The organism is Terracoccus luteus (assembly GCF_003635045.1).
Classification (GTDB): Bacteria; Actinomycetota; Actinomycetes; order Actinomycetales; family Dermatophilaceae; genus Terracoccus; species Terracoccus luteus.
Genome location: NZ_RBXT01000001.1, coordinates 3,556,287 through 3,582,118, shown reverse-complemented (window position 1 = coordinate 3,582,118; position 25,832 = coordinate 3,556,287). Strand labels below are relative to the sequence as shown.

The following is a 25,832-nucleotide window of genomic DNA, read 5'->3' as shown; positions in this document are numbered from 1 at the left end:
ACCAAACCGGCGAGCCGAGGGGAAGGGCATGGACGGGCCGTCTCGTCAGAGGCGGGCCACGACCTTGCTCGGGGTCAGCCGGCCGCGCGTGTCGAGCACGACCGCGCCGCTGTCGGCGAGGGCCTCGAGGTCGTACCGGGCGTGCGCCTGGAGCAGCACGACGGCGTCGGCCGCCGCGACGGCGGCCCCGAGGTCGGCCTCCCGGTGGAACGTCTCGTCGCTCCCGTGCGGGTGCCACACCGGCACGAAGGGGTCGTGGTAGCGCACGTCGGCGCCCCACGAGCGCAGGCGCACCGCGAGCGGGTCGGCCGGGCTCTCGCGACAGTCGGCGACGTCGGGCTTGTAGGTGACCCCGAGCAGCAGGACGGTCGAGCCCCGAACCGGCAGGGAGGCGTCGTTGAGCATGTCGCGCACCCGGGCGGCCACGTAGTCGGGAGCCGCGTGGTTGATCTCCTCGGCGAGCTCGACCATGCGGAAGGCGTAGCCGAGCTTGGCCTTGACGCGGTGGGACAGGTAGCTGGGGTCGACCGGGATGCAGTGCCCACCGACCCCCGGGCCGGGCCGGAAGGCCATGAACCCGAAGGGCTTGGTCTCGGCGCAGTCGATGGCGTCCCACAGGTCGATGTCGAGCTCCTGCGAGAAGCGCACCATCTCGTTGACGAGGGCGATGTTGACGTGTCGGAAGGTGTTCTCGAGCAGCTTGGCCATCTCGGCCTCGCGGGCGCCCTTGGCCTCGACGACGGTGTCGATGAAGGAGGCGTAGAAGTCGCGGGCCCGGCGGGTGCACTCGGGCGTCACGCCACCGACGACCTTGGGGGTGTTGCGCACCCCGTAGGTCGTGTTGCCCGGGTCGATGCGCTCCGGCGAGAAGGCGATGTTGAGGTCGACGCCGACGGTGAAGCGGTCGGTGAGCACGAGCGGGGCGAAGATCTCCTCGGTCGTGCCCGGGTAGGTCGTCGACTCGAGGATGACGAGGGTGCCCGGCGAGACGTGGCTGCCGATGGCCCGGGCCGCACCCTCGACGGCACCGAGGTCGGGGCCACCCTCGGGGGCGAGCGGGGTCGGCACGCACACGACGACGGTGTCCGCCTCGGCGATGCACCCGGCATCCGTCGTGGCGCGGTAGCCCGCGGCGAGGCCGCGGCGCAGCTCGTCGTCGGTGATGTCACCGATGTGCGACGTGCCGGCGTTGAGGGCGGCGACGGTGGCGGCGTCGGTGTCGAGACCGACGACGCGTCGGCCGGTCTCCGCGGCCCGCAGGGCGATCGGCAGGCCGACGTACCCCTGACCGACGACGACGAGAGTGCTGCTCACAGGTGCTCCTTGACGTAGGCGACGGTCTCGGCGAGACCCTCGTCGAGGGGGGTGGCGCGGATGCCGGGGAAGAGGCGCAGGAGGGAGGCGTCGTCGGCCTGCGAGTGCAGCACGTCCCCGGGCCGCGGGTCGACGTGCTCGACCGTCGCGACGATGCCGGCGGCCCGCTCCAGGGAGGCGACGAGCTCGAGCAGCGTCGTGCTCGTGCCGAAGGCGAGGTTGACCGGCTCGGGGTGGGTGACCCGGCGCCGGGCCGCGTCGAGCAGGACGCGGCAGACGGTGCCGACGTAGGTGAAGTCGCGCGAGTGCAGGCCGTCACCGTTGACCCGCAGCGGCTCGCCGCGCAGGAGGCGGTCGAGGAAGACGGGGACGACGGCGGCGTAGGCGTGCCCGGGGCGCTGGCGCGGCCCGTAGACGTTGAAGAGGCGGAAGGCGAGCGTCGAGAGGCCGAACGACTGCTGGTAGGCGAGGACGTACTGCTCGCTCGCGAGCTTGGTGACCGCGTACGGGCTGAGCGGGCGCACCCACTCCCGCTCGTGCTTCGGCAGAGCCGGGTTGAGACCGTAGACCGACGACGACGACGAGTACGCGAGGTGACGGATGCCGGCCGCCCGCGCCGCCTCGAGCACCGTCAGCGTGCCGGTGGCGTTGGCCACGTGCGTGGCGACGGGGTCGGCGATGCTGCGCGGCACGCTCCCGAGGGCGGCGAGGTGGACGACGGAGTCGATATCGGTCATCGAGTCGTCGACGGCCGCACGGTCGACGACGGAGCCCTCGACGAGCCGGACCGTCAGGTCGCGCAGGTTGTCGCGGTGCCCGGTCGACAGGTCGTCGAGGACCGTGACGTCATGGCCGTCCTCGACCGCGAGCGTCGCGAGGGTCGACCCGATGAAGCCGGCGCCGCCGGTGATGAGGAGTCGCATGGGCCTTCCGCTCGTCGCGCCGGGCTGGTGCGTTCACCCTACGGGACCAAAGGTCTAAATCGTGCAAAGCGGTTACATAGTGACATCAAGGAGCCCCTAGGCTCGGCACCATGACCTCGTGGCCGGCGCAGCCGGACTCCCCGACCGACCGTCCGGACGCCACTCCCGGAGGCACCGACGGACGGGTGCTCGTCGTCTGCACGGGCAACGTCGCGCGCTCGCCCTACCTCGAGCGGCGGCTGCGGCGGCTGCTCGGCGACGCGGGCCGCACGACCGAGGTCGTCAGTGCCGGCACCGGCGCGCTCGTCGGCTCGGACATGGACCCGGAGTCGGCGACCCTGCTCGCGCAGCACGGCGGCGACCCGTCGGGGTTCGTCGCCCGCCGGCTCACCGCCGACATCGTGGCCGGCGCCGACCTCGTCGTCTGCGCCGCCCGTGAGCACCGGGCCGCCGTCGTCACGCTCCTGCCCCGCGCCCTCAACCGGACCTTCACCCTCGGCGACCTCGCCGACCTCGCCCGCGGCGGGCAGCTGTCGGCGGCCGCGGACGCGCTCGCCGCCGCCGGCCAGAACCGCCCGTCCGCCGTGGCGGCCGCGGCGGCCTCACTGCGGGGCACCGTGCCGCCCCGGTCGGCCGCCGACTCCGACGTCGTCGACCCGTACCGGCGGGGGCGCGGCGTCTACGAGCAGATGGCCCGGCAGATCGAGGCCGACCTGGCACCCGTGGCCGCGGCGCTCGTAGGACGCGACTGACCGGCGTCCCCGGGGTGCGGTGCCCGCTCGGCGGGTGGTGGTGAGGGGCCGGGTTCCGTGCCCGACCCCCCACCGCGGTGCGGCTGCCACGGACCGGAAGGAGTCGGTCGGCCGGTGACGGGCGCGCGCCCGAGTGCCGTCCGCGGCGGAAGGGAGGCCGCGGTGGCCCGGACAATCGTGTCAGTCCGAGCGCCGCTCCGCCTCCCGAGCGCCGTCGTGATGGATCGGTGACGCGCTTGCGCCATGTCGCACATGCGGCAGCGGCGGACCGGGGGGCGGCGGTGACGGCGCTCCCATACTGACGGCACCCCCCACCTGCTCGAGGAGCCTCATGCCGTTGTCACGCCGGCCGCACCCCGCCCGCCTCGCCGTCGCCGCCACCCTCTCGACCGCCCTCACCGCGTCGCTCGTCGCCCTCGCGCCGACCGGCTCCGCCGCGGCAGACCCGACTCCGGGGTCGCCGCCGGCGCCGCCGACCGCGTCGGGCCCGACGACCACGGCCGTCCCCGGTCGCAGCGACCGCGTCACCCTCATCACCGGCGACGTCGTCACGGTCACGGATGCCGGGGGCGGGCGCCGCACCGCGTCCGTGGAGCCCGGCGCGGGGCGCGAGACGGTCACCTTCAGCACGACGGAGGTCGACGGCGAGCTCATGGTGCTGCCGAGCGACGCCGTGCCCTACGTCGCCCGGGGCGTGCTCGACGACGACCTCTTCGAGGTGAGCAGCCTCGTCGACGACGGCTACGCCGGACGTGACAGCCTGCCGCTCGTCGTCGCCTACGCCGACCCCGACCCGACCGCCCGCCGGGCCCCGGTCACGGGCACCCGCACGACGCGGGCCCTGCCGAGCATCGGTGGCGCGGCCCTGACCGCGACCACCGCCGAGCTCGACGACGTGTGGCGTTCGCTCACGCCGGGTTCCGCGTCGGGTTCGACGCCCGGTGCGCGCGCCACCAACCCCGCCCCGACCACCCTCGGCGGGTTCTCGCACGTCTGGCTCGACGGCCGCGTCCGCCCCTCGCTCGACCACAGCGTGCCGCAGATCGGCGCCCCTGCAGCGTGGGCCGCCGGCTTCCGGGGGAAGGGTGTCGAGGTGGCCGTCCTCGACACCGGCGTCGACGCGACGCACCCCGACCTCGCCGACCGCGTCACCGAGCAGCGCGACTTCAGCGAGAGCGCCTCCGGGCCGACCGACCACTTCGGCCACGGCACCCACGTCGCCTCGACCATCGCCGGCACCGGCGCCGCCAGCGGCGGTCGCCTGCAGGGCGTCGCGCCCGAGGCCACCATCCTCTCGGGCAAGGTGCTCGGCGACGACGGCTCCGGCTACGACTCGTGGATCATCGCCGGGATGGAGTGGGCGACCGCCAGCGGCGCCACCGTCGTCAACATGAGCCTCGGCGGCGGCCCCACGGACGGCTCCGACCCGCTCAGCCTCGCCGTCGACCGCCTCTCGGCCCAGACCGGCGCCCTGTTCGTCGTCGCCGCGGGCAACGAGGGCGAGGAGGAGACCGTCGGTGCCCCCGGCGCCGCCCCCGCCGCCCTGACCGTCGCCGCGGTCGACCGGGACGAGAACCTCGCCGAGTTCTCCAGCCGCGGCCCGCGCCTCGGCGACGGCGGCCTCAAGCCCGAGATCAGCGCGCCCGGCGTCGACATCGTCGCCGCCCGCGCCGCCGGCACGACGATGGGCACGCCGGTCGACGAGCGCTACACGACGGCCTCCGGGACCTCGATGGCCACCCCGCACGTCGCCGGTGCGGCCGCGCTGCTCGCCCAGCAGCATCCGGGCTGGGACGGCGCGCGCCTCAAGGACGCCCTCGTCAGCTCGGCCCGACCCAACCCGACCCTGTCGGTGTGGCAGCAGGGGGCCGGTCGGGTCGACCTCGCCCGCGCCGTGTCGCAGAGCGTGTTCGCCTCTGCCACGGCCGACTTCGCCCGCCCGACCGAGGAGGGACCGGTCACCCGCACGGTGACGTACCGCAACGACGGCGACGTCCCGGCCGAGCTCGCGCTGCGCCTCGACGTCTCGGATGCCGACGTGGCCGGCCGCACGACGGACGCGTTCTCCGCGCCCTCGGCCGTCACCGTCCCCGCCCGGGGCAGCGCCGACGTCGTCGTCACGCTCGACACGACGCGGCTCGAACGCGGCCGGTGGAGCGGGGCCCTCGTCGCGAGCGCCGGTGACGGTGACGTCACGCGCACCGCGGTCGGCGCCCTGAGGTCGGGGCCCCGACACCGGGTCACGGTGCGGGCCGTCGACTTCGAGGGCCGCGACACCGGCGCTCCGGTGCTCACCCTCTTCGGCGACCGGCCCGGCACCGACTGGGTCCAGTACGTCAGCGAGGGCGACCCGCTGCAGATGGACGTCGAGGAGGGCACCTACCTGCTGCACGCCCTCGTCAACCAGTACGACCCGCAGGACCAGCGCCTCGGCGAGATCCTGGACCCGGCGCTGACGATCACGGGCGACACCGAGATCGTGCTCGACGCCCGGCTCACCCGCAAGGTGCTCGTGCAGACGCCACAGCCCGCGCAGCAGCAGACCGTGCTCAGCCTCTACGCACACCGGGAGTTCGGCACGGGTCGCCGGGTCAGCCACGGCGTCATGGAGTTCGGTGAGAACACGATCTGGGTGACGCCGACGCGCGCGCCCGCCGACGGCACGTTCGAGTTCTCGACCCGGTGGCAGCTCGTGCGGCCCTCCGCGCTGCTCACCGTCCCGGGCCTCGGCGAGCGGCCGCAGGTGAACCTGCTGCCGGACTCCCCGGTGCTGCCCGAGCCGACGACCTACGACCTCGTCGCCCCTGGTCCCTCGCTGGCCGGCGCGACGGGCAAGGTCGCCGTCGTGAGGTCGGCCGGGTGGGACGACGAGCAGGTGCTGCTGCGCCGCGCCGCGAAGGTCGGTGTCGCCGGCATCGTCGTCGTGCGCCCGCCGGACTACTCCATCCGCACCGTGTTCCAGCCCACCGCCCGCCCGGCCGCGGTGCCCTCGATGGTGACGACCACCGCCGACGGTGACCGCCTCGTCGCCCGGGCGCAGCAGGGCCGGGCCCGGGTCACGCTCGACCTGCGGCGCACCAGCCCGTACCTCTACGACGTCGTCACGGTGGCGACGGGCCGGGTGCCCGACCAGGTCGTGCACGTCGTCTCGCCGTCGAACAGCCGCCGCATCACGACGACCTACGGCGACATGGGCTCGGGCGGCTGGGCCGACGAGCAGCGGTTCGGCTGGCGTCCGTGGCAGGACTACGCGTGGAACGACACCCGGCGCCTCGTCGCCACCCCGAGCCAGCGCGAGGAGTGGGTCTCGACCGGCGACACCCTCTGGCAGCACCGGGTCTCGCACCTGCGCGACGGCTGGGCCCAGGGACCGCTCGACAGCGGCCTCAGCGAGCTGCCGACCTCGTACCCTCCCGGCCGCGAGACCGAGCGTTGGTACGCGCCGGTCGTCCGCCCGGCGGCCGCACCGGGGGTCCCCTCACGCCGCGTCGGTGACCGCCTCGAGCTGCGCGTCGCCGAGTTCGTCGACGCCGACGGGCACGTCGCCGTGGGCTACGACGGTGAGCAGCAGGCCCGGCTGTACCGCGACGGCAGCCTCGTGGCCGAGCTGCCGTACGGCCAGGCCGACGTCATCACCACCCCGGGAGAGGCGCGCTACCGACTCCACCTCGCCACGACCCGGCGCGGGCCGGAGTGGCAGTGGGGCGTGCGCACGTCGACGTCGTGGTCGTTCCGCTCCGCGCACACGCCCGAGGCGGGGGCCGACCTCGACCTGCTGCAGGTGCGGTACGACGTGCCCGCTGCCGCCGACGGCCGGGTCACGGCCCGCGCCCACACGGTGGGCATCGAGGTGCGCCGGCAGGACGGCTCGTCCGTGGCCGGGGCCACCCTCGCGGTGTCGTCGTCGGGCGACCGGGGCACGACGTGGTCGAGCCTGCCCGTCCGCCGGGTGGGTGACGGGTTCCAGGTCTCGGTCCCGGCCGGCAGCGACCCCGTCTCGCTGCGGGTCGACGCCGCGGACCGCAGCGGCAGCCTTGTGCAGCAGACGGTGGTCGACGCCTACGGGAGGCGCTGAGCCGCAGCCGATCGACCATCCCCCGGCCGTCGCGAACACGACGGTCGGGGGGAGGTCGGGCGCGTCAGACCCAGCCGCGGCGGGCGGCCTGATACGCCAGGGCGGTCCGGGTGTCGACCCCGGCGATGGTCATGAGCCGGGTGAGCCGGCGCTGCACCGTCCGACGGCTGACGCGCAGCTGCGAGCTGATCGACTTGTCGGGCAGACCGGCGACGACGAGCGAGAGCACGGTGCGGTCCTGGGCGGTGACCGCGTCGCCCGCCTCGGTCACCGCCTCGGGGGCGCCGGCCGTCGCGGCCGCGGCGCCGTCCACCTCGCCGACGAGCGGGGTGGCCCGTTCCCAGCAGCCCTCGAACAGCGCGAGGAGCGCGTCGAGCAGCTGGCCCCGCCCGATGACGGCGGCGGACGGCTCGCCCACCGCGCGGTCGCCGTCGTACGTGAGCGGGCACACCGCGGTCGAGCGGTCGACGACGGCGAGACGCACCGGCAGCGTCGGCGTCACCCTCGCCTCCTCGCCCCACCCGACCGCCTCGAGGATGCCGTCCAGCTCGCCGGGTGCCTCGACGAGCGCCCGCTCGTACACCGCCCGGTAGCGCACGCCGCGGCGCAGCGCGGCCTCCTCCTCGAGGTTCTCGGACCCGGCCATGGCGAGGGGGTTGGCCCGGCAGAACCAGAGGATCTCGCTCGTGGCCGAGTCCTGCAGACCGCGCAGCGTGTCGCGCAGCACCCGGCTGCCGACGACGACCTCGACCGCCGCGTGGGCGTCGCGGCGCCGGCTCGCGGCGCGGTACTCGTCGCTCAGCGAGGAGACGAGCTGACGGGCCGCGTCGAGCGACTCCTGCTGTCGCAGCAGGGTGGTCGCGAGAGCGACCTCGGGCGGCAGGGCGACGAACTCGGGCTCACCGCCCGGTCGCCGGCTGACCAGACCCTTGGCGTGCAGGCGGGCGAGCAGGTCGGCCGCGTCCGACGTCGTCGTCCCCGCCACCTCGGCGAGCTGGTCCGACCGCGCGCCGGCGAGGCCGACGACCAGGCGGTAGGCGCGCTCCTCGCGCGGGTCGAGCGGCATGGCCGCCGTCACGGCGCACCGCCCGTACGGCGTGTGCCGTCGTCGCCGTGGTGCCCCTGCTGCATGCGCCGCTCCCGCCGTCACCGTCGGCGCCGCACCCGGCGCGGCGCGTCTGCCGACAGGCTAGGGCCGCCGCGCGGGCGGGCGCCTCCCGGGTCGCGCGGTCAGCGTCGGGCGACCTCGGGCCGCGGCGCCGCGGCGTCCGCGTCGCCCGCCCTCGGGTCGTCGGTCCGCGGAGGCGTCGGCCGGATGCCGGTCCGCCCCGCGGGTGCGCCCGTGCGCGTGGTCGCCCGGGCCGGCGCGACGGCATCCGCACCGCCCGTCACGGCCTCGGCGGCGTCGGTGCCGGTACGGCCGCGGCCGTACCGGCCCGGGCGCGCGGACCCGCGCGAGCCCCGCGTCAGCCACGCGGGCAGGCGTCCGGGGCCACGAGCGGTCGTGCGCTCGGTGTCGGCCGAGTAGTCGTAGGCGTACGTGCCGTAGGCGCCGCCCTCACCCGCCTGCAGGCGGTTGAGGATGACCCCGAGCACCCGGCCGTTGACCGCCTCGAGCGAGTCGAGGGCGTGGCGCAGCTGGTCACGGGTGACGACGCCGGCCCCGACGACGACGACCGCCCCGTCGACGAGGGTCGAGAGCACCGCGGCGTCGGTCACCGGCAGCAGCGGCGGGGCGTCGATGAGGACGTGGTCGAAGCGCTGACCGAGGCGCTCGATGAGGGCGGCCATGCTCGGCGAGCCGAGCAGCTCGCTCGGGTTGGGCGGGATCGGCCCGGCACCGAGCAGCCACAGGTCGCTGCGGCCGAACTGCTGCATCGCCTCGTGCGCCTCGAGCCGGCCGATGAGCACGTCGGTCAGGCCGACCGCGCCCTCGAAGCCGAGGTACTCCAGCAGGCGGGGGCGGCGCAGGTCGCCCTCGATGATGGCGACGCTGTGCCCGGTCTCGGCGAGGGTGAGCCCGAGGTTGGCGACCGTCGTCGACTTGCCCTCGCCCGCCACCGACGAGGTGACGACGATGGTGCGCGGTGCGTCCGTGACGTCGATGAACTGCAGGTTGGTGCGCACGGAGCGGAAGGCCTCGGCCCGCGGTGAGCGGGGGTCGACCTGCACGATGAGCGGGTGGTCGCCCGCGTCGGCGTCGTAGGCGATGCCGCCGATGACGGTGGCGTCGGTGACGCTCTCGAGGTCGCGGCTGCTCTTGACCCGCTGGTCGAGCACGTCGCGCAGCACGGCCACGGCCGCGCCGAGCAGCAGCCCGAGGGCCAGCCCGAGCGCGAGGTTGCGGGCCGGGCGGGGGCTGACCGGGGTCGGGTCGACCGCGGCCTGCTTGACGACGGTGACCTTGACCGGGCTCTGCTGGTCGGACTGCACCTGCTCGATGTCGGCGATGGCCTTCGGGAAGGTGCCCGCGATGGCCCGCGCGATGTCGGCGGCCCGGGTGGCGCTCGTGTCGGTGACGGTGACCTCGATGACGACGGTGTCGAGCGGCACGGTGGCGCTGATCTGGCCGGCGAGGGCGGCGGCGGTCGTGTCGAGCCCCGTCGCGGCGATGACCGGGTCGAGGATCTTCGGCGACTCGAGCAGCTGCGTGTACGACTTCACCCGGGCCTGGGTGAAGGTGTTGCCCTGCTGCAGCGAGGCGGCGTTGTCACCCCCCGAGGTCGAGACGAAGAACTGGGTCGTCGAGGCGTAGGTCCGCGTCGTCGTCGCCGTCCAGAGGGCGGCCGCGGCGACGACCGCCAGGGTGACGGCCACGATGACGCGCCACCTCTTCCGGGCCACGTCCAGGTAGTCGCGAAGCTCCACTGCTCGTCCTCGTCTCGCATCGGGCGTCCGGCGGGTGTCGGCCGGGCCGCGGGGGCGACCAGGCCGGTCGGAGCGCGTGCCGGTGACGTGCGTCCGACGCGCATACTACGGTCAAGCGGATGTATCGGGCATTTTGAAATCACGGCCCGGGGGCGTTGAGCCCCTTCCCGCTCGGGCGGAACATGGCATATCGTCCGGTTTACTGTCCGTAAAATACGCTTTGTTCCAGCGCCGGTGGGGGATGCCGGTGCACGACCTGGGAGGAACGCCGCCCGTGACCGGTGTCGACCGACCCGACGAGACGGTCGCCGCCGCACCCGCAGCGCTGACCCTCACGTCCACCACGAGCTCCGTGTCCGCCCTACCGGCGATGGCCGGGATGACCGGGATGACCGGCGCGGCCGGGTCGACGGGCGGGTCCGCGGAGGACGACCTCCCCGTCGGCGTCGAGCGCCGGCTCTCGGCCCCGCCGCCGCTCGCGCTGCTGCTCGGCCGGTCGAGGTCCGAGACCGTGCGCGCCGCCCTCGACCGGCACGGGTGCGCGTGCACCGACCTGCGCACCGTCGACGTGCTCGCCGGCGTCTCGGAGCTGCCCGCCTTCCACGTGCTCTTCGTCGGGGCCGACGCCGTGACCGACGACGAGGGGGTGCGGCTCGTGCGTGAGCTGCACGCCGTGAGCCCGAACGCCAGGGTGCTGCTGCTCGCCGGCCCCGACGACCTCAGCCCGCCGCTGCTCGTCGTCGCCATGCGCGCCGGCATCAGCGACGTCGTCGACCCCGACGACGCGATGGCCCTCGACGCCACGATCGCCAAGGTCCTGCGGCAGGCGAGCGCCCGCGCCGACCGGGTGCTCGCCATCGGCGCCCACCCCGACGACGTCGAGATCGGTTGTGGTGGCACGCTGCTCGACCACCGCCGCCGCGGCGACACGGTCTCCGTGTTCACCCTCAGCCACGGTGCGGTCGGTGGCGACCAGCAGGACCGCATGCTCGAGGCGGCCGCGGCCGCCGCCACCATGGGCGCCGAGCTCATGCTCGCCGACCTGCCGGACACCCGGCTGGACGGGGGCGTGGACACCATCCGGCTGCTCGAGGCCGTCGTGCGCCTCGTCGACCCGACGATCATCTACACCCACTCCCGCCACGACCAGCACCAGGACCACCGCTCGGTGCACACCGCCGTCATCAGCGCGAGCCGCCACGTGCCGCAGGTCTTCGCCTTCCAGTCGCCCTCTGCCACCAACGAGTTCGCTCCGACCAAGTACGTCGCGATCGACGATGTCGTCGTGCGAAAGGTCGACCTGCTGCGCCTGTTCGACTCGCAGCGCGACCGCTCCTACCTCGAGCCCGAGATGGTCATCGCCGCCGCCCGCTACTGGGCGCGCAGCCTCGCGCCCCGGGCCCGCTACGCCGAGCCGTTCGAGATCGTGCGCAGCCTCACCCGGCCGCTCCAGCGCGCCGTGAGCCAGGTCGTCGACGAGAGCGGGCCGACCGCGCCGGTGCTCGACCTGCACCAGCGGACGGCGGTCGACGCATGACCGGCGCACCCGGCTCCCGCACCGTCCTCGTCACCGGCGCCGGCGGGGCGGCGGCGGTGACGCTGCTGCGCGCGCTGCGCGACCGGTACCGCGTCGTCGCCGCGGACATCGACCCCCACGCCGTCGGCCTCTACCTCGCCGACCCCGGCGACCGGGTGCTGCTCCCCCGCGGCGACGACCCCCGCTTCGTCGACGCCCTGCTCGAGGCGGCCCGCGCCCACGGTGCCGACCTCGTCGTGCCCACCGTCGATGTCGAGCTGCTCGAGGTCTCCCGGCGGGCCGACGACTTCGCGGCCCACGGCATCCGACTGCTCGTCGAGCGCCCGACCACCCTCGGGACGTGCCTTGACAAGTGGGCCCTCATGCAGGCGTGCGCCGACACCGTGCGGGTGCCCGCCACGGTGCTGCTCGAGGGCGGCACGACGGACGAGGAGGTCGCCGCGCTCGGCACGCCCTTCATCGTCAAGCCGCGCAGCGGTGCCGGCGGCCGCGGCTTCGCGGTGCTGCCCGACGCCGCGCACCTCGACGGGGTGCCCCGTGACGGCAGCCAGATCCTGCAGGAGTGGCTGCCCGGCGAGGAGTTCTCCGTCGACGTGCTCGCCCGGCCCGACGGGCACGTCGTCGCCGCCGTCCCGAGGCGGCGCGACAAGGTCGACTCCGGCATCGCGGTGGCCGGGCGCACCGTCGCCGACCCGGCCCTCGTGACCTTCGGCCGCACGGTGGCCGAGGCGATCGGCGTCGTCGGCGTCGTCAACGTCCAGGTGCGCCGCGCGGTCGACGGCACGCCCGCCCTGCTCGAGGTCAACCCGCGCTTCCCCGGCACCATGGCCCTGACCGTCGCGGCCGGGGTCGACATGCCGCGTCTCTCCGTGGCCGCCGCCTTCGGCGACCCCGTGCCCGACCACGTCGAGTTCGCCGAGGTCGCCGTCGTGCGCCACTGGGACGAGGTGCTCGTGCCGGTCGCCGAGTACTGCGACGTGCCCTCAGCCGACCCGGTGCCGGCGGCCCTCGGGGCGGCGACGTGACGGCCCGCCCCGCGCCGCAGCTGCGGTTGCAGGCGGTCGACCTCGGCAGCGACGTGCACACCCACTCCACGTGGACCGACGGCGCCGACGGGCTCGGGTCGATGGCCGACGCGGCCGTGGCGGCGGGCCTGCACACGTGGGGCATCAGCGACCACGTGCGCACCGACTCCACGTGGCTGCCCGAGTACGTGGCCGAGGTCCGCGCCCTGCACCGTGACGGCCTCACCGTGCGGTGCGGCGTCGAGGTCAAGATGCTCGACGACCGTGGGCACCTCGACCTGCCGGCCGACCTGCCGCCGCTCGACCTCGTCCTCGTCGCCGACCACCAGTTCCCGGGGGTCGACGGGCCGGTGCACCCGCGCGAGGTGGCGAGCGCCGTCACGACGGGGCGCACCCCGGCGGCGGCCGTCGTCGAGCGCGTCGTGCTCGCGACCGCGGCCGCCGTGCGCCGCAGCCCCGCGCCGACCGTCGTCGCCCACCTCTTCAGCCTGCTGCCGAAGTGCGCCGTGGACGAGCAGGACCTCGAGCCCTCGCTGCTCGCCGACCTCCTCGCGGAGCTCGCGGCCGCCTGTCGCGCGGCCGACGCGGCGGTGGAGGCCAACGAGAAGTGGGGCTGCCCGGCATCCGGGGTGCTCGTGACCCTCGCGGATGCCGGTGTGCGCATCGTCGCGGGGAGCGACGCCCACCGCGCCGCCGACGTCGGCCGGTTCGACCGGCTGCTCGACGCCCTCGGCCGGCCCGCGCAGGCCGGCGCGCGGCGGTCACCGTGACCGCGGTCGACACGCCGACGACGACCACGGGCTGGCTGCTCAGCGTGCTCATCCTCGTCGGCGCGCTGCCGATGCTCTGCGCCGTCTGGCAGTTCGTGCTCGTCTCGCTGCACGGGCGGCGGTCGCACTACGACCGGGCCGACCCCGCCCACCTGCCCCGGGTGGCGGTGCTGGTCCCCGCCTGGAACGAGGCGGCGGTGCTCGACTTCTCGGTCGACCGGATGATGGCCCTCGACTACCCGCCCGACCGGCTGCGGCTCGTCGTCGTCGACGACGCGAGCACCGACGGCACCCCTGAGCTGTTGGCCGACAAGGGCGCCCGTCATCCCGGGCGCCTGCTCGTGCTCCGTCGCGCGCAGGGCGGTCAGGGCAAGGCCCACACCCTCAACCACGGGCTGGCCGCCCTGCTCGACGACGACTGGGCGCAGGCGGTGCTCATCACCGACGCCGACGTCGTCTTCGCCCCCGACGCGATCGCCCGGCTCGCCCGCCATCTCGCCGACCCCGAGGTCGGCGCCGTGACCGCGTTCATCCGCGAGGCGAGCCAGCCGCCGAACTGGATGAGCCGCTACATCGGCTACGAGTACGCGACGGCCCAGCTGGCGGCCCGGCGCGCGCAGAACGTCGTCGGCGCGCAGGCCTGCCTCGCCGGTGGTGCGCAGCTGCTCAGCCGCGAGAACCTCGAGGCCCTCGGTGGCCGGATCGACACCGAGACGCTGGCCGAGGACACCGTCACGACCCTGCTCACCCAGCTGCGCGGCCGCCGCGTCGTCTTCGACCCCCACGCCCAGTGCTACGCCGAGGAGCCCGCGAGCGTCACCGGGCTGTGGAAGCAGCGCCTGCGCTGGTCGCGCGGGAACCTGCAGGTGAGCCGGCGGTTCCGCTCGGTCTTCTTCCGCCCCAGCCGGACTCACCACCTCGGCAACGTCTGGTTCGGCCTCCAGTGGTACGCCACGCTGCTGCTGCCCGCCTTCATGGTGCTCGCCTCGACCGCCCTCGTCGTGCTGTGGCTGCTCGACGCCGGCGACGCCCACCTGCTCTTCCGCGCCTACTGGAGCGCGAGCGCCTTCGCCTTCGTGCTGACGACCACCTACACCCTGCTGCTCGACCGCGGCGTGGCCCGCCGCAGCTGGCGCCAGGCCGTCGCCTTCCCCGGTCTCGTCAACCTCGCGATCCTCGCGTGGGTGCTCGTGCCGGGGCCGATGCACGCCCTCGTGAGGGGCGTCGCCGAGGGGACCGGCCTCGGCTGGACCGAGCAGTCGCGCAGCCTCCTGGCCCTCACCGCCTACGTCTGGGGCGCCGGTTGCATGCTCGCCGCCTGGGCGGTCTACCGGCTCGACCGGTGGCGCTTGACCCGCCCGCTCGTCCCGGCCCTCGTGCTCCTCGTCGGCTTCGGCCCCCTGCTGTGTGCCATCACGTTCGCCGCCTACGTCGCCCAGGCGCGCGGCAAGGCGACGACGTGGGACAAGACCGAGAAGACCGGGAAGGTGGCGGTGTCGTGAGCGACCCGAGCGACCAGAAGACGCCTGCGGCAGTCACCGACGAGCAGGGACGTCGCGCGTGGCTCGACGCCGACGTCCGCGCCGAGCGGTGGATGCCGGTCAAGGGCCTCGCCGTCGCCGCCCTCGTCGTCGCCGTCGGCTGGGCCCGGGCCCGGTGGTGGCTGTGACCCGCCCGTCGCCCCTGCGGGCGCTCGTCGCCACCTGGGTGGCGGTCGGTGCCCTCGGCTGCCTCGCCCTCGCCGCGGCCGCCCCGGCCTCGGCTTCTCCGTCCGCGGCGTCGGTCTCGTCGGCCGCGTCGGCCGCGTCGGCCTCGTCGGCCGCCGCGTGGGGCTGGGTGCTCTCACAGCTCGGTTCGGGGACGACGGTGACGAGCGGCTCGACCATCGCCCCCGACCGCGAGTACCCGGCCGCATGGACCGGCCCCCTCGGCGGGAGCTTCACGCTGCGGGGCCGTCCGACGCCACCCGTGGTCGCCGCGACGCCCGTCGTCGTCACCTCGCCCGCCCCCCTGTCGGGCGGGTACCGCGGGCTCGTGGCGGGCCGGGTCACCGTCGCACCCACGCCGGGGCGCTGGATCGTCAACGTCGTCCGCCTCACCGCCACCGGCCCGGCCCAGGCCGGGCTGCAGACCCTCGTCGCCCCCGACGGGACCTTCACGCTCGACCTCGCCGCCGCGGGGCCGGTGCCTCCGGGCGAGTGGGGGCTGCAGCTGCTCGACGCGAACCACGGCTACCGCCAGGAGGGCGCGACCTGGCCCCACCCCGGCATCCTCGACGGGCTCGTCGTGCGCGCCCTCGTCGTGACCGACACGACCTACCCCGTCGACGAGGTGCCCGCCCGGGCCGACGGCACCTTCGCCTTCGACTCGAGCCGTCCCGGGGCCAAGGTCTTCCAGCTCGTCGACGCCGGCGACGGGTCGGTGCTCGCGGAGGCGGCCCCCGACACCGGCCTCGTCCGCTCGTACGACGTGCCCGCCACCGACCCGTCCGCCGGGCGCAGCTTCACCTACGACCAGGCGCTCGCCCTCGTCACCGCCGACAGCCTCGGTGACGAGGGCGCCGCCGCCACCCTCGTGCGCGGGCTGCTCGCGCTGCAGACCCGGGGCGGGTCGCAGGACGGCGGGTTCGTCAGCTCGGCGGCCGCCCTCGCGCCCGCCTACGCGCTGCCCGAGTACCGCACCGGCAACCACGCCGTCGCCACCTACGCGCTGCTGCGCCACCTGCGGTCGCTGCCCGCCGACGACCCTCGGCGACCGGCGCTCGTCGACGCCGGTGTGCGCGCGGTGGGCTGGCTGCTCGACCGGCAGCGGACCGCCGGCACGTTCGACGGCCTCGTCACCGGCGGGCGAGGAGCCACCCGCCCCGACGGCGGCTTCGACGCCGACGTCGAGCTGCCGTGGGCCGGGGCGGAGCACAACCTCGACGCCTGGCACACCCTCTCCCTCGCCGCCCGGGTGCTGACGGGACAGGCCGCCACCGCGTCGGGGGCGGCCGCCACCCGACTCGAGGCCGCCGTCGCCACCCGGCTGTGGGACCCCACCGTGGGCCGGTTCCTCCAGGGCCTGCAGCCGGAGGGCCCCGACCCGACCCCGATGCTCGACCTCGCCAGCTGGGGCGCCCTGTGGCTCGAGCGCACCGGTCGCGACGACCTCGCCGGGACGTCCCTCGACGGTGCCGACACCTTCGCGACGACGGATGCCGGGGTGGCCGGGTGGGCGCCGCGGCCGCCGTCCGCGGCGGGCGGGCCCGTGTGGTTCGAGGGGTCGGCCGGCGTGGCGCTGGCCGCCCACCGCCTCGGTCGCCCCGACGCCTCCGCCCGGCTCTCGGCCCTGTCGGCCGGTCAGCGCGGCGACGGCTCATGGCCCGAGGCGACCCGTGACGACGAGGCCATGGGGATGGGTCGGCACCCGGCCGTCGCGGCGACGACGTGGATGCTGCTCGCCCGGCAGGGCCAGGCGGGCCTGCCGACCATCTGGGACGAGTGACGTGCCGGCGCCCTCGCCCTCCCACCACCGAGCCGAACCCGACCCCTCCACCCGCGACCGACCCGAGGAAGGCCCCTCATGACCTACAGCCAGCCCAGGGGCTACCGCCTCTCGACCGACACGAGCCTGACGTCGGTCAGCCGCGCCCTCGAGCGCTTCGGCTGGCCCCTCTGGCAGGTGGAGATCCGCCGGGCCGTCGCCGCCGTGTGCGTCGAGCTGCTCGCCGACGACGACCGTGACACCGTGTTCCGCAAGCTGTCGCACGGGCAGGTCGGTGACGAGGACCTCGTCGTCAGCGCGGCGAACCGGCGTGGCCTGCTGCACCGGGCGGCGGAGTTCCTCGACGTCGGTCACGGCATCATGCACCGCCCGTCGGCGCTGCCCCTGCCGCCCCGCCTCGACCTGCGCTGCCGGGCGCAGTTCATGGACGACCGCGACGACCCCGTTCGCCGCTACACCTACGTCCTCTTCGGCACCGAGCACGAGCGGCTCGAGGAGGTGTTCCTCCAGCTGCGGGGCATCGAGGCCTACCCCCTCGCGTCCGGCGACGACCCGGTCGACGACGACGACGCCGCCGGCGCCGGGGCGGAGCTCGCCGAGCGGGCCGCCGTGTGGGACCGCGTCCTCGCCCCCTACGCGCGTTTCTCGCCGCTGTCGATCTCGGCGCCCGAGCCGCAGGTCACCTTCGACGTCGCCGAGTCGCTGCACTGGCCCGACCGGGAGGACGAGTTCGCCGCGCAGGGCAAGACCACGGTGACGCAGGTCGTCGCCGAGGTGGCCCGCCGCCTCGGCGACACCGGGTCGTCGACGGAGGCCGACGCCGACGTGCGGGCCCGCCTCCTCGCCCCCATCGGGTGAGTCGCGCCGGCTGACCGGGGTCGCGACCCCGGTCAGCCGCCGGACCGGGCGAGGGCCGCGTCGACCCTGGCCGGGTCGAAGACGTGGTCGGTCACGGTCGTCGTGAGCCCGGATACGCCGGCGCCGTCGCCCAGCCGGGCGGCGACGATCTCGAGGCGCCGCGTGGCGAGCGGCAGCGACCGCGCGTAGACCGACTCGCGCAGGCCGGCGAACAGCTCGTTGGCCGCCGCCGACAGGGCCCCGCCGACGATGACGACACCGGGGTTGAGCAGGCTGACGGCGTCGGACAGGGCGATCCCGACCAGCCGCCCCGCCCGCCGGGAGAGCGCCGTGGCGAGCGGGTCGCCAGCGCTGACGAGGCCGACGACCTCACGCACCGACCCGACGGCGCGACCGCCGGCGTTGAGGTCGCGGATGATGGCCCAGCCGCCCGCGTACGCCTCGATGCACCCGCGGTTGCCGCACCGGCACAGCGGCGGGTCGCCGTCGTCGTCGGGCGGGGTGATCTGGATGTGGCCGATGTCGCCGGCCGCCCCGTCGAACCCGCGGTAGAGCCGACCGTCGGCGATGATGCCGGCGCCGACGCCGGTGGCGAGCTTGAGCATGAGCACCGACGACCGGTGGGTGTGGAAGGCGCGGTACTCCCCGACCGCCATGGCGTTGGCGTCGTTCTCGACGAGCACCGGGCAGGGGTAGCGGCCTTCGAACCACGAACGGATGGGGTACTCGTCCCACCCCGTCATGATCGGGGGGGAGACGACGACCGCCCGCTCGAAGTCGATGGGCCCGGGCAGGGCCAGGCCGATGCCGCGCACGTCGGTCGCCGCCCGGCCGGCCCGCCCGAGCAGGTCGTCGAAGACGACGTCGAGGGCGGCGAGCCACCGCCGCGGCCCGATGGTGACGTCGAGGGCCGAGCGCACGTCGTGCAGCACCGCGCCGGCGAGGTCGGTGACGGCGGCCCGGATGCCGGTCGCACCCGCCTCGGCGACGAGCAGCACCCCGCCGTCGGGGCGGAACCGGAACTGGACCGGGGGGCGGCCCCGCGCCGTGCTCGTCGTCGACGCGAGCGTGACGTAGCCCGCGGCCTGCAGGGCGTCGAGCCGGTTGCCCACCGTCTGCCGGGCCAGCCCGGTGCGGGCCGCGATGTCGGCGCGGGTGAGCGCTCCGGCCGCCCGGATGAGGGCGAGCACCTGACCGGCCGACCCCGTCTCACCCGCGGCCGGCGCCCACGGCAGCGCGCTCGAGGCGGGCGCGGACGCGTTCAACGACACCTCGCGCTCACCCCTGTCCGTCGCTCGTCGGACCCGGTCGGCCCCTCGCGTCTCGATCATGGAGGCCTCCGGCGGAGGCCCCGGACCCCTTTATAGCAGCCGGGTTCCGCTTTTCTGCTTGACAGTAGACATATATCTGTCTTCTACTAGCCATAAGTCGTCCGGCGCCCTGCCGGCCTCAACGGAGAGAGACACCCCATGGCATCCATCACCCGCCCCGGACGTCGCGCCATCGCCGCGCTCGGCATCACCGGCGTCGCCCTCTCGCTGGCCGCCTGCGGCAGCGACGACACGTCCGGCTCCTCCCCCGCCGCCGGCGGCACCTCCGCCGCTTCGGGCGCCTCGGGCTCGACCGGTCCGGTCGGCGCCGTCATCAAGGGCCTCGACAACCCCTTCTTCCAGGCCATGGAGAGCGGCATCAAGGAGGCCGCGAGCACCGGCGGCACCCAGGTGACCATCCAGGCCGCGAACTCGATCACCGACACCTCGGGCCAGGCCGACAAGCTGTCGGGGCTGGCCGGCCAGGACTTCGGCTGTTTCATCATCAACCCCATCTCGGGCACCAACCTCGTCCAGGGCATCGCGCAGCTGTCGGCCAAGGACGTGCCGATCGTCAACATCGACAGCCCGATCGACGCGGCAGCGGCACAGGCGGCGAGTGCGAAGATCAGCACCTACATCGGCACCGACAACGTCGAGGCCGGCACCCTGGCCGGCAAGCAGATGTCGACGCTGCTGCCGGGCGGCGGCGAGGTCGCCCTCATCGGCGGCATCTCCGGTGACGCCACGAGTGGCGCCCGCCTCGAGGGCTTCCAGAAGGGCCTCGGCTCCGGCGTCACCGTCGCGCAGACGGTCGCCGCCGACTGGGACCGCCAGACCGCCCTGACCAAGGCGACCGACATCATGGCCGCCAAGCCCGACATCAAGGGCTTCTTCGCCGCCAACGACGACATGGGACTCGGCGTCGCCCGTGCCATCGCCAACGCCGGCAAGACCGGCCAGATCAAGGTCATCAGCGTCGACGGCAACAAGGACGCCTTCGAGGCCGTGAAGTCCGGCGGCATCGACGCCGTCGTCGCGCAGTACCCGTTCGTCATCGGCTCGATGGGCCTCGAGGCCTGCCGCGCCGCGATGGCCGGCAAGACCCTGCCCGAGAACGTCAAGGCCCCCGTCCAGGTCGTCACCAAGGAGAACGTCGACAAGGCGCTGTCCGCGGCGCCCAAGCCCGGCGAGAGCTACGACGACCCCTTCGCCGCCCTGCTGAAGTGAGCCCCTCCGTGACCACACGTCCCGCGGACCCGTCCGCCACCTCGAGCACCGGCGCCACCGCCACCGGCACCACCGCCACGAGCGCCACCACCGCGGGCCCGACGGGTCCCGCGGGCGGCGACCGGTCGGCATCCTCACGCCTGCGCGGGGCGGCCAGCCTCGGCAACCTCGCCGAGTGGGCCGCCCTCATCGCCCTGGTCGTGCTCGTCGTCGTCTTCCAGGCCCTCAACCCGACGTTCCTCAGCAGCGGCAACATCCGCTCGATGCTCGTCGCGTCGGCGATCCTCATCATCCTCGCCGTGGGCCAGACCTTCGTCGTCGCGACGTCGGGCATCGACCTGTCGATCGCCTCGACGATGACGCTCGCTGCCGTCGCCTTCGGCACCGCCTTCACGGCGGGCTGGGGACTCGTCGCGTCGATGCTGCTCGCGGTGGTCGCCGGCGCCCTCGTCGGTCTCGTCAACGGGCTGCTCGTCGCCCGCGGCCGCATCACCGACTTCATCGTCACGCTCGGCACCCTGTCGGCCGCGTCGGGCCTCGCCCTCGTCATCGCCGACGGCAAGCCCCAGACGGTCATCAGCGCCCCGCTGCTCAAGCTGTCGACCGGCACGGTCGGGATCTTCGGCTACTCCGTGATCATCGCCGCCGTCGTCGCGGTCGTCGCCCACGTCGTGCTCTTCCACACCCGGTTCGGCACGTACGTGCTCGCGACCGGCGGCAACAGCGAGGCGGCCAACGCCACCGGCGTGCGCACGGCCCGCATCAAGACCGCGGTCTACGTCATCTCCGGCCTGCTCGCGGGTCTCGCCTCGATCCTGCTCGTGGCCCGCGTCGGGGCCGCTGAGCCGGCGGCCAACACCTCGTTCCTGCTCAACTCGGTGGCCGCGGTCGTGCTCGGCGGGGTCAGCCTCTTCGGCGGTCGCGCCACGATCATCGGCCCCGTCATCGGCGCGCTGCTGCTCACCGCACTCGTCAACGGCCTGACCCTGCTCGGGGTCTCGCAGTTCTACCAACCGCTGTCGGTGGGCGTCGTCGTCGTCCTCGCGGCCTTCCTCACGAGGTTCCAGAAATGACCCAGGCACCCGACACCACCGCCCGTCGCGCCCTCGCCGACGACGTGCCCGCCGACGCGCTGCTCACCGTCACGGGGGCGACCCTCAGCTTCGGCCAGGTGCGTGCGCTCAAGGGTGTCGCCATGCACGCCCGCCGCGGCGAGGTCACGGCGATCGTCGGCGACAACGGCGCCGGCAAGTCGACCCTCATCCGCTGCATCAGCGGCGTGCACCGGCCCGACTCGGGCGAGATCACCTTCGACGGCCGGCCGGTGTCGTTCCGCTCGCCGGAGGACGCCCGCGAGGCCGGCATCGAGACGGTGCACCAGAACCTCGCGCTCGTCGAGGACCTCACCGTCTGGCAGAACCTCTTCCTCAACCGCGAGCTGACCCGCGGTTTCGGCCCCTTCCAGGTGCTCGACCGCAAGGCGATGCGCAAGGAGGCCTCCTCCATGGTCGCCTCGCTCGCCGTCAACGTGCCCGCCGTCACCTCCCGCGTGCGTCGCCTCAGCGGCGGCCAGCGCCAGGCCGTGTCCATCTGTCGCGCAGCGGGATTCACCTCGAAGCTCATCATCATGGACGAGCCCACCGCGGCCCTCGGCGTGCAGGAGACGGCCCGGGTCGAGCAGCTCATCGAGCGGCTGCGCGACGAGGGCCACGCCATCCTGCTCATCAGCCACAACTTCGCCCAGGTGCTGAAGCTGAGCGACGCGGTGTGGGTCATGCGGGCCGGGCGCTGCGTCGCCGGCCGCCGCACCGCCGAGACGAACGGCGACGAGATCGTCGCCCTCATCACCGGCGCCCGGGCGGGCGACACCACCGAGAACGACTGACCCATGACGCACCCGAGCGACACGACGGAGACGACGGACCCCACCATGACGAACCCTCTCACGACCACCCTGGCGACCGACCCGGCCACCTCGAGCACCGAGGGCGCGCGCCCGGAGAACCCCATCGGCATCCACGCCCTCGTCTGGGTGGGCGACACCTCGCCCGCCTCGGTCGAGAGCGCCGTGACGCAGACAGCGGCCGCCGGCTACGACCTGCTCGAGTTCTCGCTGCACGACGCCGTCAACCTCGATCGCGCCGCCACCCGTGAGGCGCTGACGCGGGCCGGCCTCGGCGCCGCGTGCTCGCGTGGCCTGGCCCCCGACGCCGACGTCTCGAGCGAGGACCCCGCCGTCGTCGCGCGCGGCGCCGCACTGCTGCAGGAGTCGCTCGCGGTGACCGCCGACATCGGTGCCACGGTGCTGACCGGCGCCCTCTACAGCGCCTTCGGCAAGGCCGCGCAGCCGCTGAGCCGGCGGGGCCGCGACAACGTCGTCGGCGTGCTCAAGGAGCTCGCGGTCGACGCCGCGGCGCGCGGCGTCACCCTCGGCCTCGAGGTCTGCAACCGGTACGAGACCAACGTCGTCAACACCGCCCGCGATGCCCTCGCCCTGGCCGACGACATCGGGTCGGACAACGTCATGGTCCACCTCGACATCTACCACATGAACATCGAGGAGGACGACTTCGTGCAGCCCGTGCTCGACCTCGGCGACCGCCTCGGCTACGTGCACATCGGCGAGAACCACCGCGGCTACCTCGGCTCGGGCCACCTCGACTTCGAGTCGTTCTTCGCCGCCCTCGAGCGCGTCTCGTACCGCGGCCCGGTCACGTTCGAGTCGTTCTCCTCGGCGGTGCTGGCGCCCGGCCTGTCGAACGACCTCGCCATCTGGCGCAACCTCTGGGACGACGGCGGCGACCTCGCCCGCAGCGCCCACGCCTTCATCGTCGAGCAGCTCGAGGCGGCGCGGTCGGCGCGGTCGGCGCGGTCGGCGCAGCCCGCCCGCGTCGGCTGAGGTGACGACGGTGAGCAAGGTGCGTGAGGTGAGCGGGGCGCAGACGGTGGATGCCGGGGGGCCGGAAGGTGTGGCCGCGCTGGCCGCCGCGGCGGCCGCCCTCGTGCCCGAGGGCGGCCGGGCCCTGCTCGGCATCGCCGGAGCACCCGGGGCGGGCAAGACGACGCTCGCCGAGGCGCTCGTCGCGCAGGTCGCCGCCGAGCACGGCGAGGGCTTCGTGGCCCACGTCCCGATGGACGGCTACCACCTCGCCGACGTCCAGCTCGAACGGCTGCACGCCCTGTCCCGCAAGGGCGCTCCCGACACCTTCGACGCCGACGGCTACGCCCACCTGCTCCGCCGCATCCGCGAGGAGCGCGACGGGTGGGTCTACGCCCCGGGGTTCGACCGCACGCTCGAGCAGCCCCTCGCGGCAGCGATGGTCGTGCCGCCGACCACCCGCCTCGTCGTCACCGAGGGCAACTATCTGCTGCTGCCGGGCGGGTCGTGGCCGCGGGCCCGGGCCGCGCTCGACGAGGTCTGGTTCGTCACGGTCGACGAGGGCCTGCGACACGAGCGGCTCGTGGCGCGGCACGTGACGTTCGGCAAGCAGCCCCACGCCGCCCGGACGTGGGTCGAGACCTCCGACCAGCCGAACGCCGACCTCGTCGCCCCGAGCCTGGCCCGGGCCGACCGCGTCGTGCACAACGGCCCCGAGGGGTGGCGCCTGCTCGACCCGGCCGGCCCCGCACGCTGACTCGCGCTGACCCGCGCGGGTCAGCGACCGGCGGCCGCCGTCGCCCCTGCCCTCGGCCCGGCCGCCGCCGCTGTCGCCGCCGTGAGGGCGTCGGCGGCGGTGGCCGGCTCGTGCCCGAGCAGCCGGCCGAGCAGCGGGTCGGTGCCGGCGAAGAAGCCGCCCGCGGCGGCGCGGAAGATCCCCAGCGTGAAGCGGGCCCGCATCTCGGGCTGGCCGGCCGCCACGAGGGCGGCCACCCATGTCTCCTCGTCGACCACCTCGAGGCGAACCGGATGACCCACCACGGCGGCGGCCTGCTCGGCCGCGTCGGTGAAGGTGGGTGCGGCACCGGCGGTGAGGGTGACGACGCCGTCGTACGGCCGGGTCGACAGCAGCACCTCGGCGGCGCCGACCGCGAGGTCGTCGCGGGAGGTCCACGACACGGGCCCGTCGGCCGGCACCGTCATGACGCCCGTGGTCGTCCACGGCCCGACGACGGCCGGCAGGGTGTGGGCGTAGAACCCGTTGCGCAGTGACGTCCAGGCCAGGCCCGAGGTCTCGAGCAGCTGCTCGGTCGCGTGGTGGGTGCGGGCCGGCACGAAGGGGCTGTCGGGGGCGGCCCCCTGGTGGCTCGTGTAGAGCACCCGCCCCACCCCGGCCTGACGGGCGGCGTCCATCGCCGCCCGGTGCTGCTCGACGGGGTCGCCCGTCGGGTCGTTCGAGGAGACGAGCAGCACCTGCTCGGCGCCGGCGAAGGCCGTCCGCAGCGACGCGGGGTCGCCGTAGTCGGCGTGCCGTACGACCACCCCGCGGCCGGACAGGTGCGCGGCCCGACGTGGGTCGCGAGCCGTCGCGACGACCTGCTCGGGCGGCAGGTGCTCGAGCAGCCGGTCGACGACGGCGCCGCCGAGCGCTCCGGTCGACCCGGTGACGACGATCATGGTTCCTCCTGGGGGGGTCTCTCTGGCCTGTTAACGCTGTTACCAGTTCGACCGTAGTGCCGGTAACCGGCGCTGACAAGGGGGTGTTAGCGGCGCTACCCCTACGCTGTGCCGATGAACCCGCCGAGCGACGCCCGCGAACAGGCCCGGGCCGCGATCACGGCCGTCGCGGCCGACCTGCTGCGCGAACACGGGTCCGCCGCCGTCACCACCCGCGCCGTCACCGAGCTCGCCGGAGTGCAGGCGCCGACCCTCTACCGACTGTTCGGCGACAAGGACGGCCTGCTCGAAGCCGTCGCCGAGCACGTCCTGGCCGAGCACGTGGCGAGCAAGCGAGGTGACGTCGCCGCCGCCGCGGCCGACGACACCGACCCCGTGGCGGATCTCGTCGCCGGCTGGAGACGCCAGATCGAGTTCGGGCTGGCCAACCCCGACGTGTTCCGCCTCCTCGGCGACCCCACCCGGGCCCACTCCTCGCAGGCCACCGCGACCGGACGGGGGGTCCTCGCAGCACGCGTGCACCGGGTCGCGCTCGCCGGGCGCCTGCGGGTGACCGAGTCTCGAGCCGTCGACCTCGTTCACGCCGCCGGAGTCGGCGTCGTGCAGGCCCTGCTCGAGGTGCCCGCCGACCGTCGTGACCCCGGACTCGCCGAGGCGATGCTCGAGACGCTCCTCACCGGCATCCTCACCCGTGACCTCGTGGACAACCCCGTCGACAACCCCGTGGACAGCCTCGTCGATGAGGATGCCGGCACGCCCGGCGACGTGGACGACCCGGTGGCGACGGCGGCCGTCACCCTGCGTGCGGCTGCCGCCGACCTTCAGGCGCTCACCCCGGGCGAGCGCGCCCTGCTCGTCGAGTGGCTCGGACGCGTGACCCCCGCCTGACGGCCCGCGGTCGGACGGATGTCGCGCCGCACTTTCTTCGCGCCCCCCCCTGTCACACACCCCTCCTGGTCGCCCTTCCCGTCGATCACCGAGGACGACAGCGGTGGAGCCGTGTCACAACTCAGAGGTGGTTCGCTCGGCCCGTACACAGCGCCGACTCAAGGCCTCCCGGATCAGAGTGTCGCTCCGTCCCGCTTCTGTGCACCTGCATCTGCTGCAACCGTTCTCGGATGCCCGGTCT

At 74.6% G+C, this 25,832-nt stretch carries 21 protein-coding genes; 15 read left to right on the top strand and 6 right to left on the bottom strand.

Annotated features, from left to right (window positions below; all coding sequences use genetic code 11):
* Positions 1–45: 45 nt before the first annotated feature.
* Together DFJ68_RS16130 and DFJ68_RS16125 are read right to left on the bottom strand one after the other, a co-directional pair.
* A complete protein-coding gene (locus DFJ68_RS16130; RefSeq protein WP_121034605.1) occupies positions 46–1,314 on the bottom strand; it encodes a nucleotide sugar dehydrogenase in 1,269 nt (422 codons plus the stop codon).
* Complete coding sequence (locus DFJ68_RS16125) at positions 1,311–2,237, bottom strand: NAD-dependent epimerase/dehydratase family protein (protein WP_121034604.1); 927 nt, start codon at positions 2,235–2,237, stop codon at positions 1,311–1,313. The genes DFJ68_RS16130 and DFJ68_RS16125 overlap by 4 nt, the downstream gene beginning before the upstream one ends.
* 110 nt (positions 2,238–2,347) lie before the next feature.
* Between DFJ68_RS16125 and DFJ68_RS16120 the strand changes: the two genes are divergently transcribed.
* A complete protein-coding gene (locus DFJ68_RS16120) occupies positions 2,348–2,989 on the top strand; it encodes an arsenate reductase/protein-tyrosine-phosphatase family protein (protein WP_121034603.1) in 642 nt (213 codons plus the stop codon).
* 331 nt (positions 2,990–3,320) lie between these two features.
* The gene (locus DFJ68_RS16115; RefSeq protein ID WP_121034602.1) at positions 3,321–7,064 is read left to right on the top strand and encodes a S8 family serine peptidase; all 3,744 of its coding nucleotides are present in this window, start codon (positions 3,321–3,323) and stop codon (positions 7,062–7,064) included.
* Positions 7,065–7,128: 64 nt separating this feature from the next.
* On the opposite strand, the gene DFJ68_RS16110 is transcribed toward DFJ68_RS16115, so the two are convergent.
* Together DFJ68_RS16110 and DFJ68_RS16105 are read right to left on the bottom strand one after the other, a co-directional pair.
* Positions 7,129–8,142: a LuxR C-terminal-related transcriptional regulator gene (locus DFJ68_RS16110; RefSeq protein ID WP_211333400.1), complete on the bottom strand. Its 1,014-nt coding sequence runs from the start codon at positions 8,140–8,142 to the stop codon at positions 7,129–7,131.
* Between the two features lie 152 nt (positions 8,143–8,294).
* The gene (locus tag DFJ68_RS16105) at positions 8,295–9,932 is read right to left on the bottom strand and encodes a tyrosine-protein kinase domain-containing protein (protein ID WP_121034601.1); all 1,638 of its coding nucleotides are present in this window, start codon (positions 9,930–9,932) and stop codon (positions 8,295–8,297) included.
* 274 nt (positions 9,933–10,206) lie between these two features.
* Between DFJ68_RS16105 and DFJ68_RS16100 the strand changes: the two genes are divergently transcribed.
* The 7 genes from DFJ68_RS16100 to DFJ68_RS16075 all read left to right on the top strand — a co-directional run bounded on the left by DFJ68_RS16100 (position 10,207) and on the right by DFJ68_RS16075 (position 17,608).
* Positions 10,207–11,469, top strand: coding sequence for a PIG-L deacetylase family protein (locus DFJ68_RS16100; protein WP_170165799.1), 1,263 nt, complete (start codon positions 10,207–10,209; stop codon positions 11,467–11,469).
* Positions 11,466–12,494: an ATP-grasp domain-containing protein gene (locus DFJ68_RS16095; RefSeq protein ID WP_121034599.1), complete on the top strand. Its 1,029-nt coding sequence runs from the start codon at positions 11,466–11,468 to the stop codon at positions 12,492–12,494. The genes DFJ68_RS16100 and DFJ68_RS16095 overlap by 4 nt, the downstream gene beginning before the upstream one ends.
* On the top strand, positions 12,491–13,264 hold the full coding sequence (locus DFJ68_RS18365) for a PHP domain-containing protein (protein WP_170165798.1): 774 nt from the start codon (positions 12,491–12,493) through the stop codon (positions 13,262–13,264). Before DFJ68_RS16095 ends, DFJ68_RS18365 begins: the two co-directional genes overlap by 4 nt.
* A complete protein-coding gene (locus DFJ68_RS16085; protein ID WP_245963703.1) occupies positions 13,261–14,766 on the top strand; it encodes a glycosyltransferase family 2 protein in 1,506 nt (501 codons plus the stop codon). The genes DFJ68_RS18365 and DFJ68_RS16085 overlap by 4 nt, the downstream gene beginning before the upstream one ends.
* Positions 14,763–14,933 carry a hypothetical protein gene (locus DFJ68_RS18360; RefSeq protein WP_170165797.1) on the top strand — a complete coding sequence of 57 codons (171 nt, stop codon included), beginning with the start codon at positions 14,763–14,765 and terminating at the stop codon, positions 14,931–14,933. The genes DFJ68_RS16085 and DFJ68_RS18360 overlap by 4 nt, the downstream gene beginning before the upstream one ends.
* Positions 14,930–16,750, top strand: coding sequence for a hypothetical protein (locus tag DFJ68_RS16080; RefSeq protein WP_121034597.1), 1,821 nt, complete (start codon positions 14,930–14,932; stop codon positions 16,748–16,750). Before DFJ68_RS18360 ends, DFJ68_RS16080 begins: the two co-directional genes overlap by 4 nt.
* A gap of 78 nt (positions 16,751–16,828) precedes the next feature.
* Positions 16,829–17,608 (top strand): hypothetical protein, encoded by a 780-nt coding sequence (locus DFJ68_RS16075; RefSeq protein WP_121034596.1) that lies wholly within the window; start codon positions 16,829–16,831, stop codon positions 17,606–17,608.
* 32 nt (positions 17,609–17,640) lie between these two features.
* On the opposite strand, the gene DFJ68_RS16070 is transcribed toward DFJ68_RS16075, so the two are convergent.
* A complete protein-coding gene (locus DFJ68_RS16070; protein ID WP_121034595.1) occupies positions 17,641–18,939 on the bottom strand; it encodes an ROK family transcriptional regulator in 1,299 nt (432 codons plus the stop codon).
* Between the two features lie 138 nt (positions 18,940–19,077).
* Here DFJ68_RS16070 and DFJ68_RS16065 point away from each other — a divergent pair, with 138 nt between their 5' ends.
* From DFJ68_RS16065 to DFJ68_RS16045, 5 genes are read left to right on the top strand one after another with little or no spacing between them, the layout of a single operon-like run.
* Positions 19,078–20,148: a substrate-binding domain-containing protein gene (locus DFJ68_RS16065; RefSeq protein ID WP_121034594.1), complete on the top strand. Its 1,071-nt coding sequence runs from the start codon at positions 19,078–19,080 to the stop codon at positions 20,146–20,148.
* Between the two features lie 8 nt (positions 20,149–20,156).
* Positions 20,157–21,221 (top strand): ABC transporter permease, encoded by a 1,065-nt coding sequence (locus DFJ68_RS16060; protein WP_211333399.1) that lies wholly within the window; start codon positions 20,157–20,159, stop codon positions 21,219–21,221.
* Positions 21,218–22,033, top strand: a complete 816-nt coding sequence (locus DFJ68_RS16055) for an ATP-binding cassette domain-containing protein (protein WP_121034593.1) — start codon at positions 21,218–21,220, stop codon at positions 22,031–22,033. Before DFJ68_RS16060 ends, DFJ68_RS16055 begins: the two co-directional genes overlap by 4 nt.
* Before the next feature lie 3 nt (positions 22,034–22,036).
* Positions 22,037–23,047, top strand: a complete 1,011-nt coding sequence (locus DFJ68_RS16050) for a sugar phosphate isomerase/epimerase family protein (protein WP_211333398.1) — start codon at positions 22,037–22,039, stop codon at positions 23,045–23,047.
* Positions 23,048–23,057: 10 nt separating this feature from the next.
* A complete protein-coding gene (locus DFJ68_RS16045) occupies positions 23,058–23,783 on the top strand; it encodes a nucleoside/nucleotide kinase family protein (RefSeq protein WP_338067428.1) in 726 nt (241 codons plus the stop codon).
* A 20-nt stretch (positions 23,784–23,803) separates the two neighbouring features.
* Here DFJ68_RS16045 and DFJ68_RS16040 read toward each other — a convergent pair whose 3' ends face one another.
* Positions 23,804–24,703 carry an NAD(P)H-binding protein gene (locus DFJ68_RS16040; RefSeq protein ID WP_121034591.1) on the bottom strand — a complete coding sequence of 300 codons (900 nt, stop codon included), beginning with the start codon at positions 24,701–24,703 and terminating at the stop codon, positions 23,804–23,806.
* Positions 24,704–24,817: 114 nt separating this feature from the next.
* Between DFJ68_RS16040 and DFJ68_RS16035 the strand changes: the two genes are divergently transcribed.
* Positions 24,818–25,591 (top strand): TetR/AcrR family transcriptional regulator, encoded by a 774-nt coding sequence (locus DFJ68_RS16035; protein ID WP_121035455.1) that lies wholly within the window; start codon positions 24,818–24,820, stop codon positions 25,589–25,591.
* Positions 25,592–25,832: the final 241 nt, after the last annotated feature.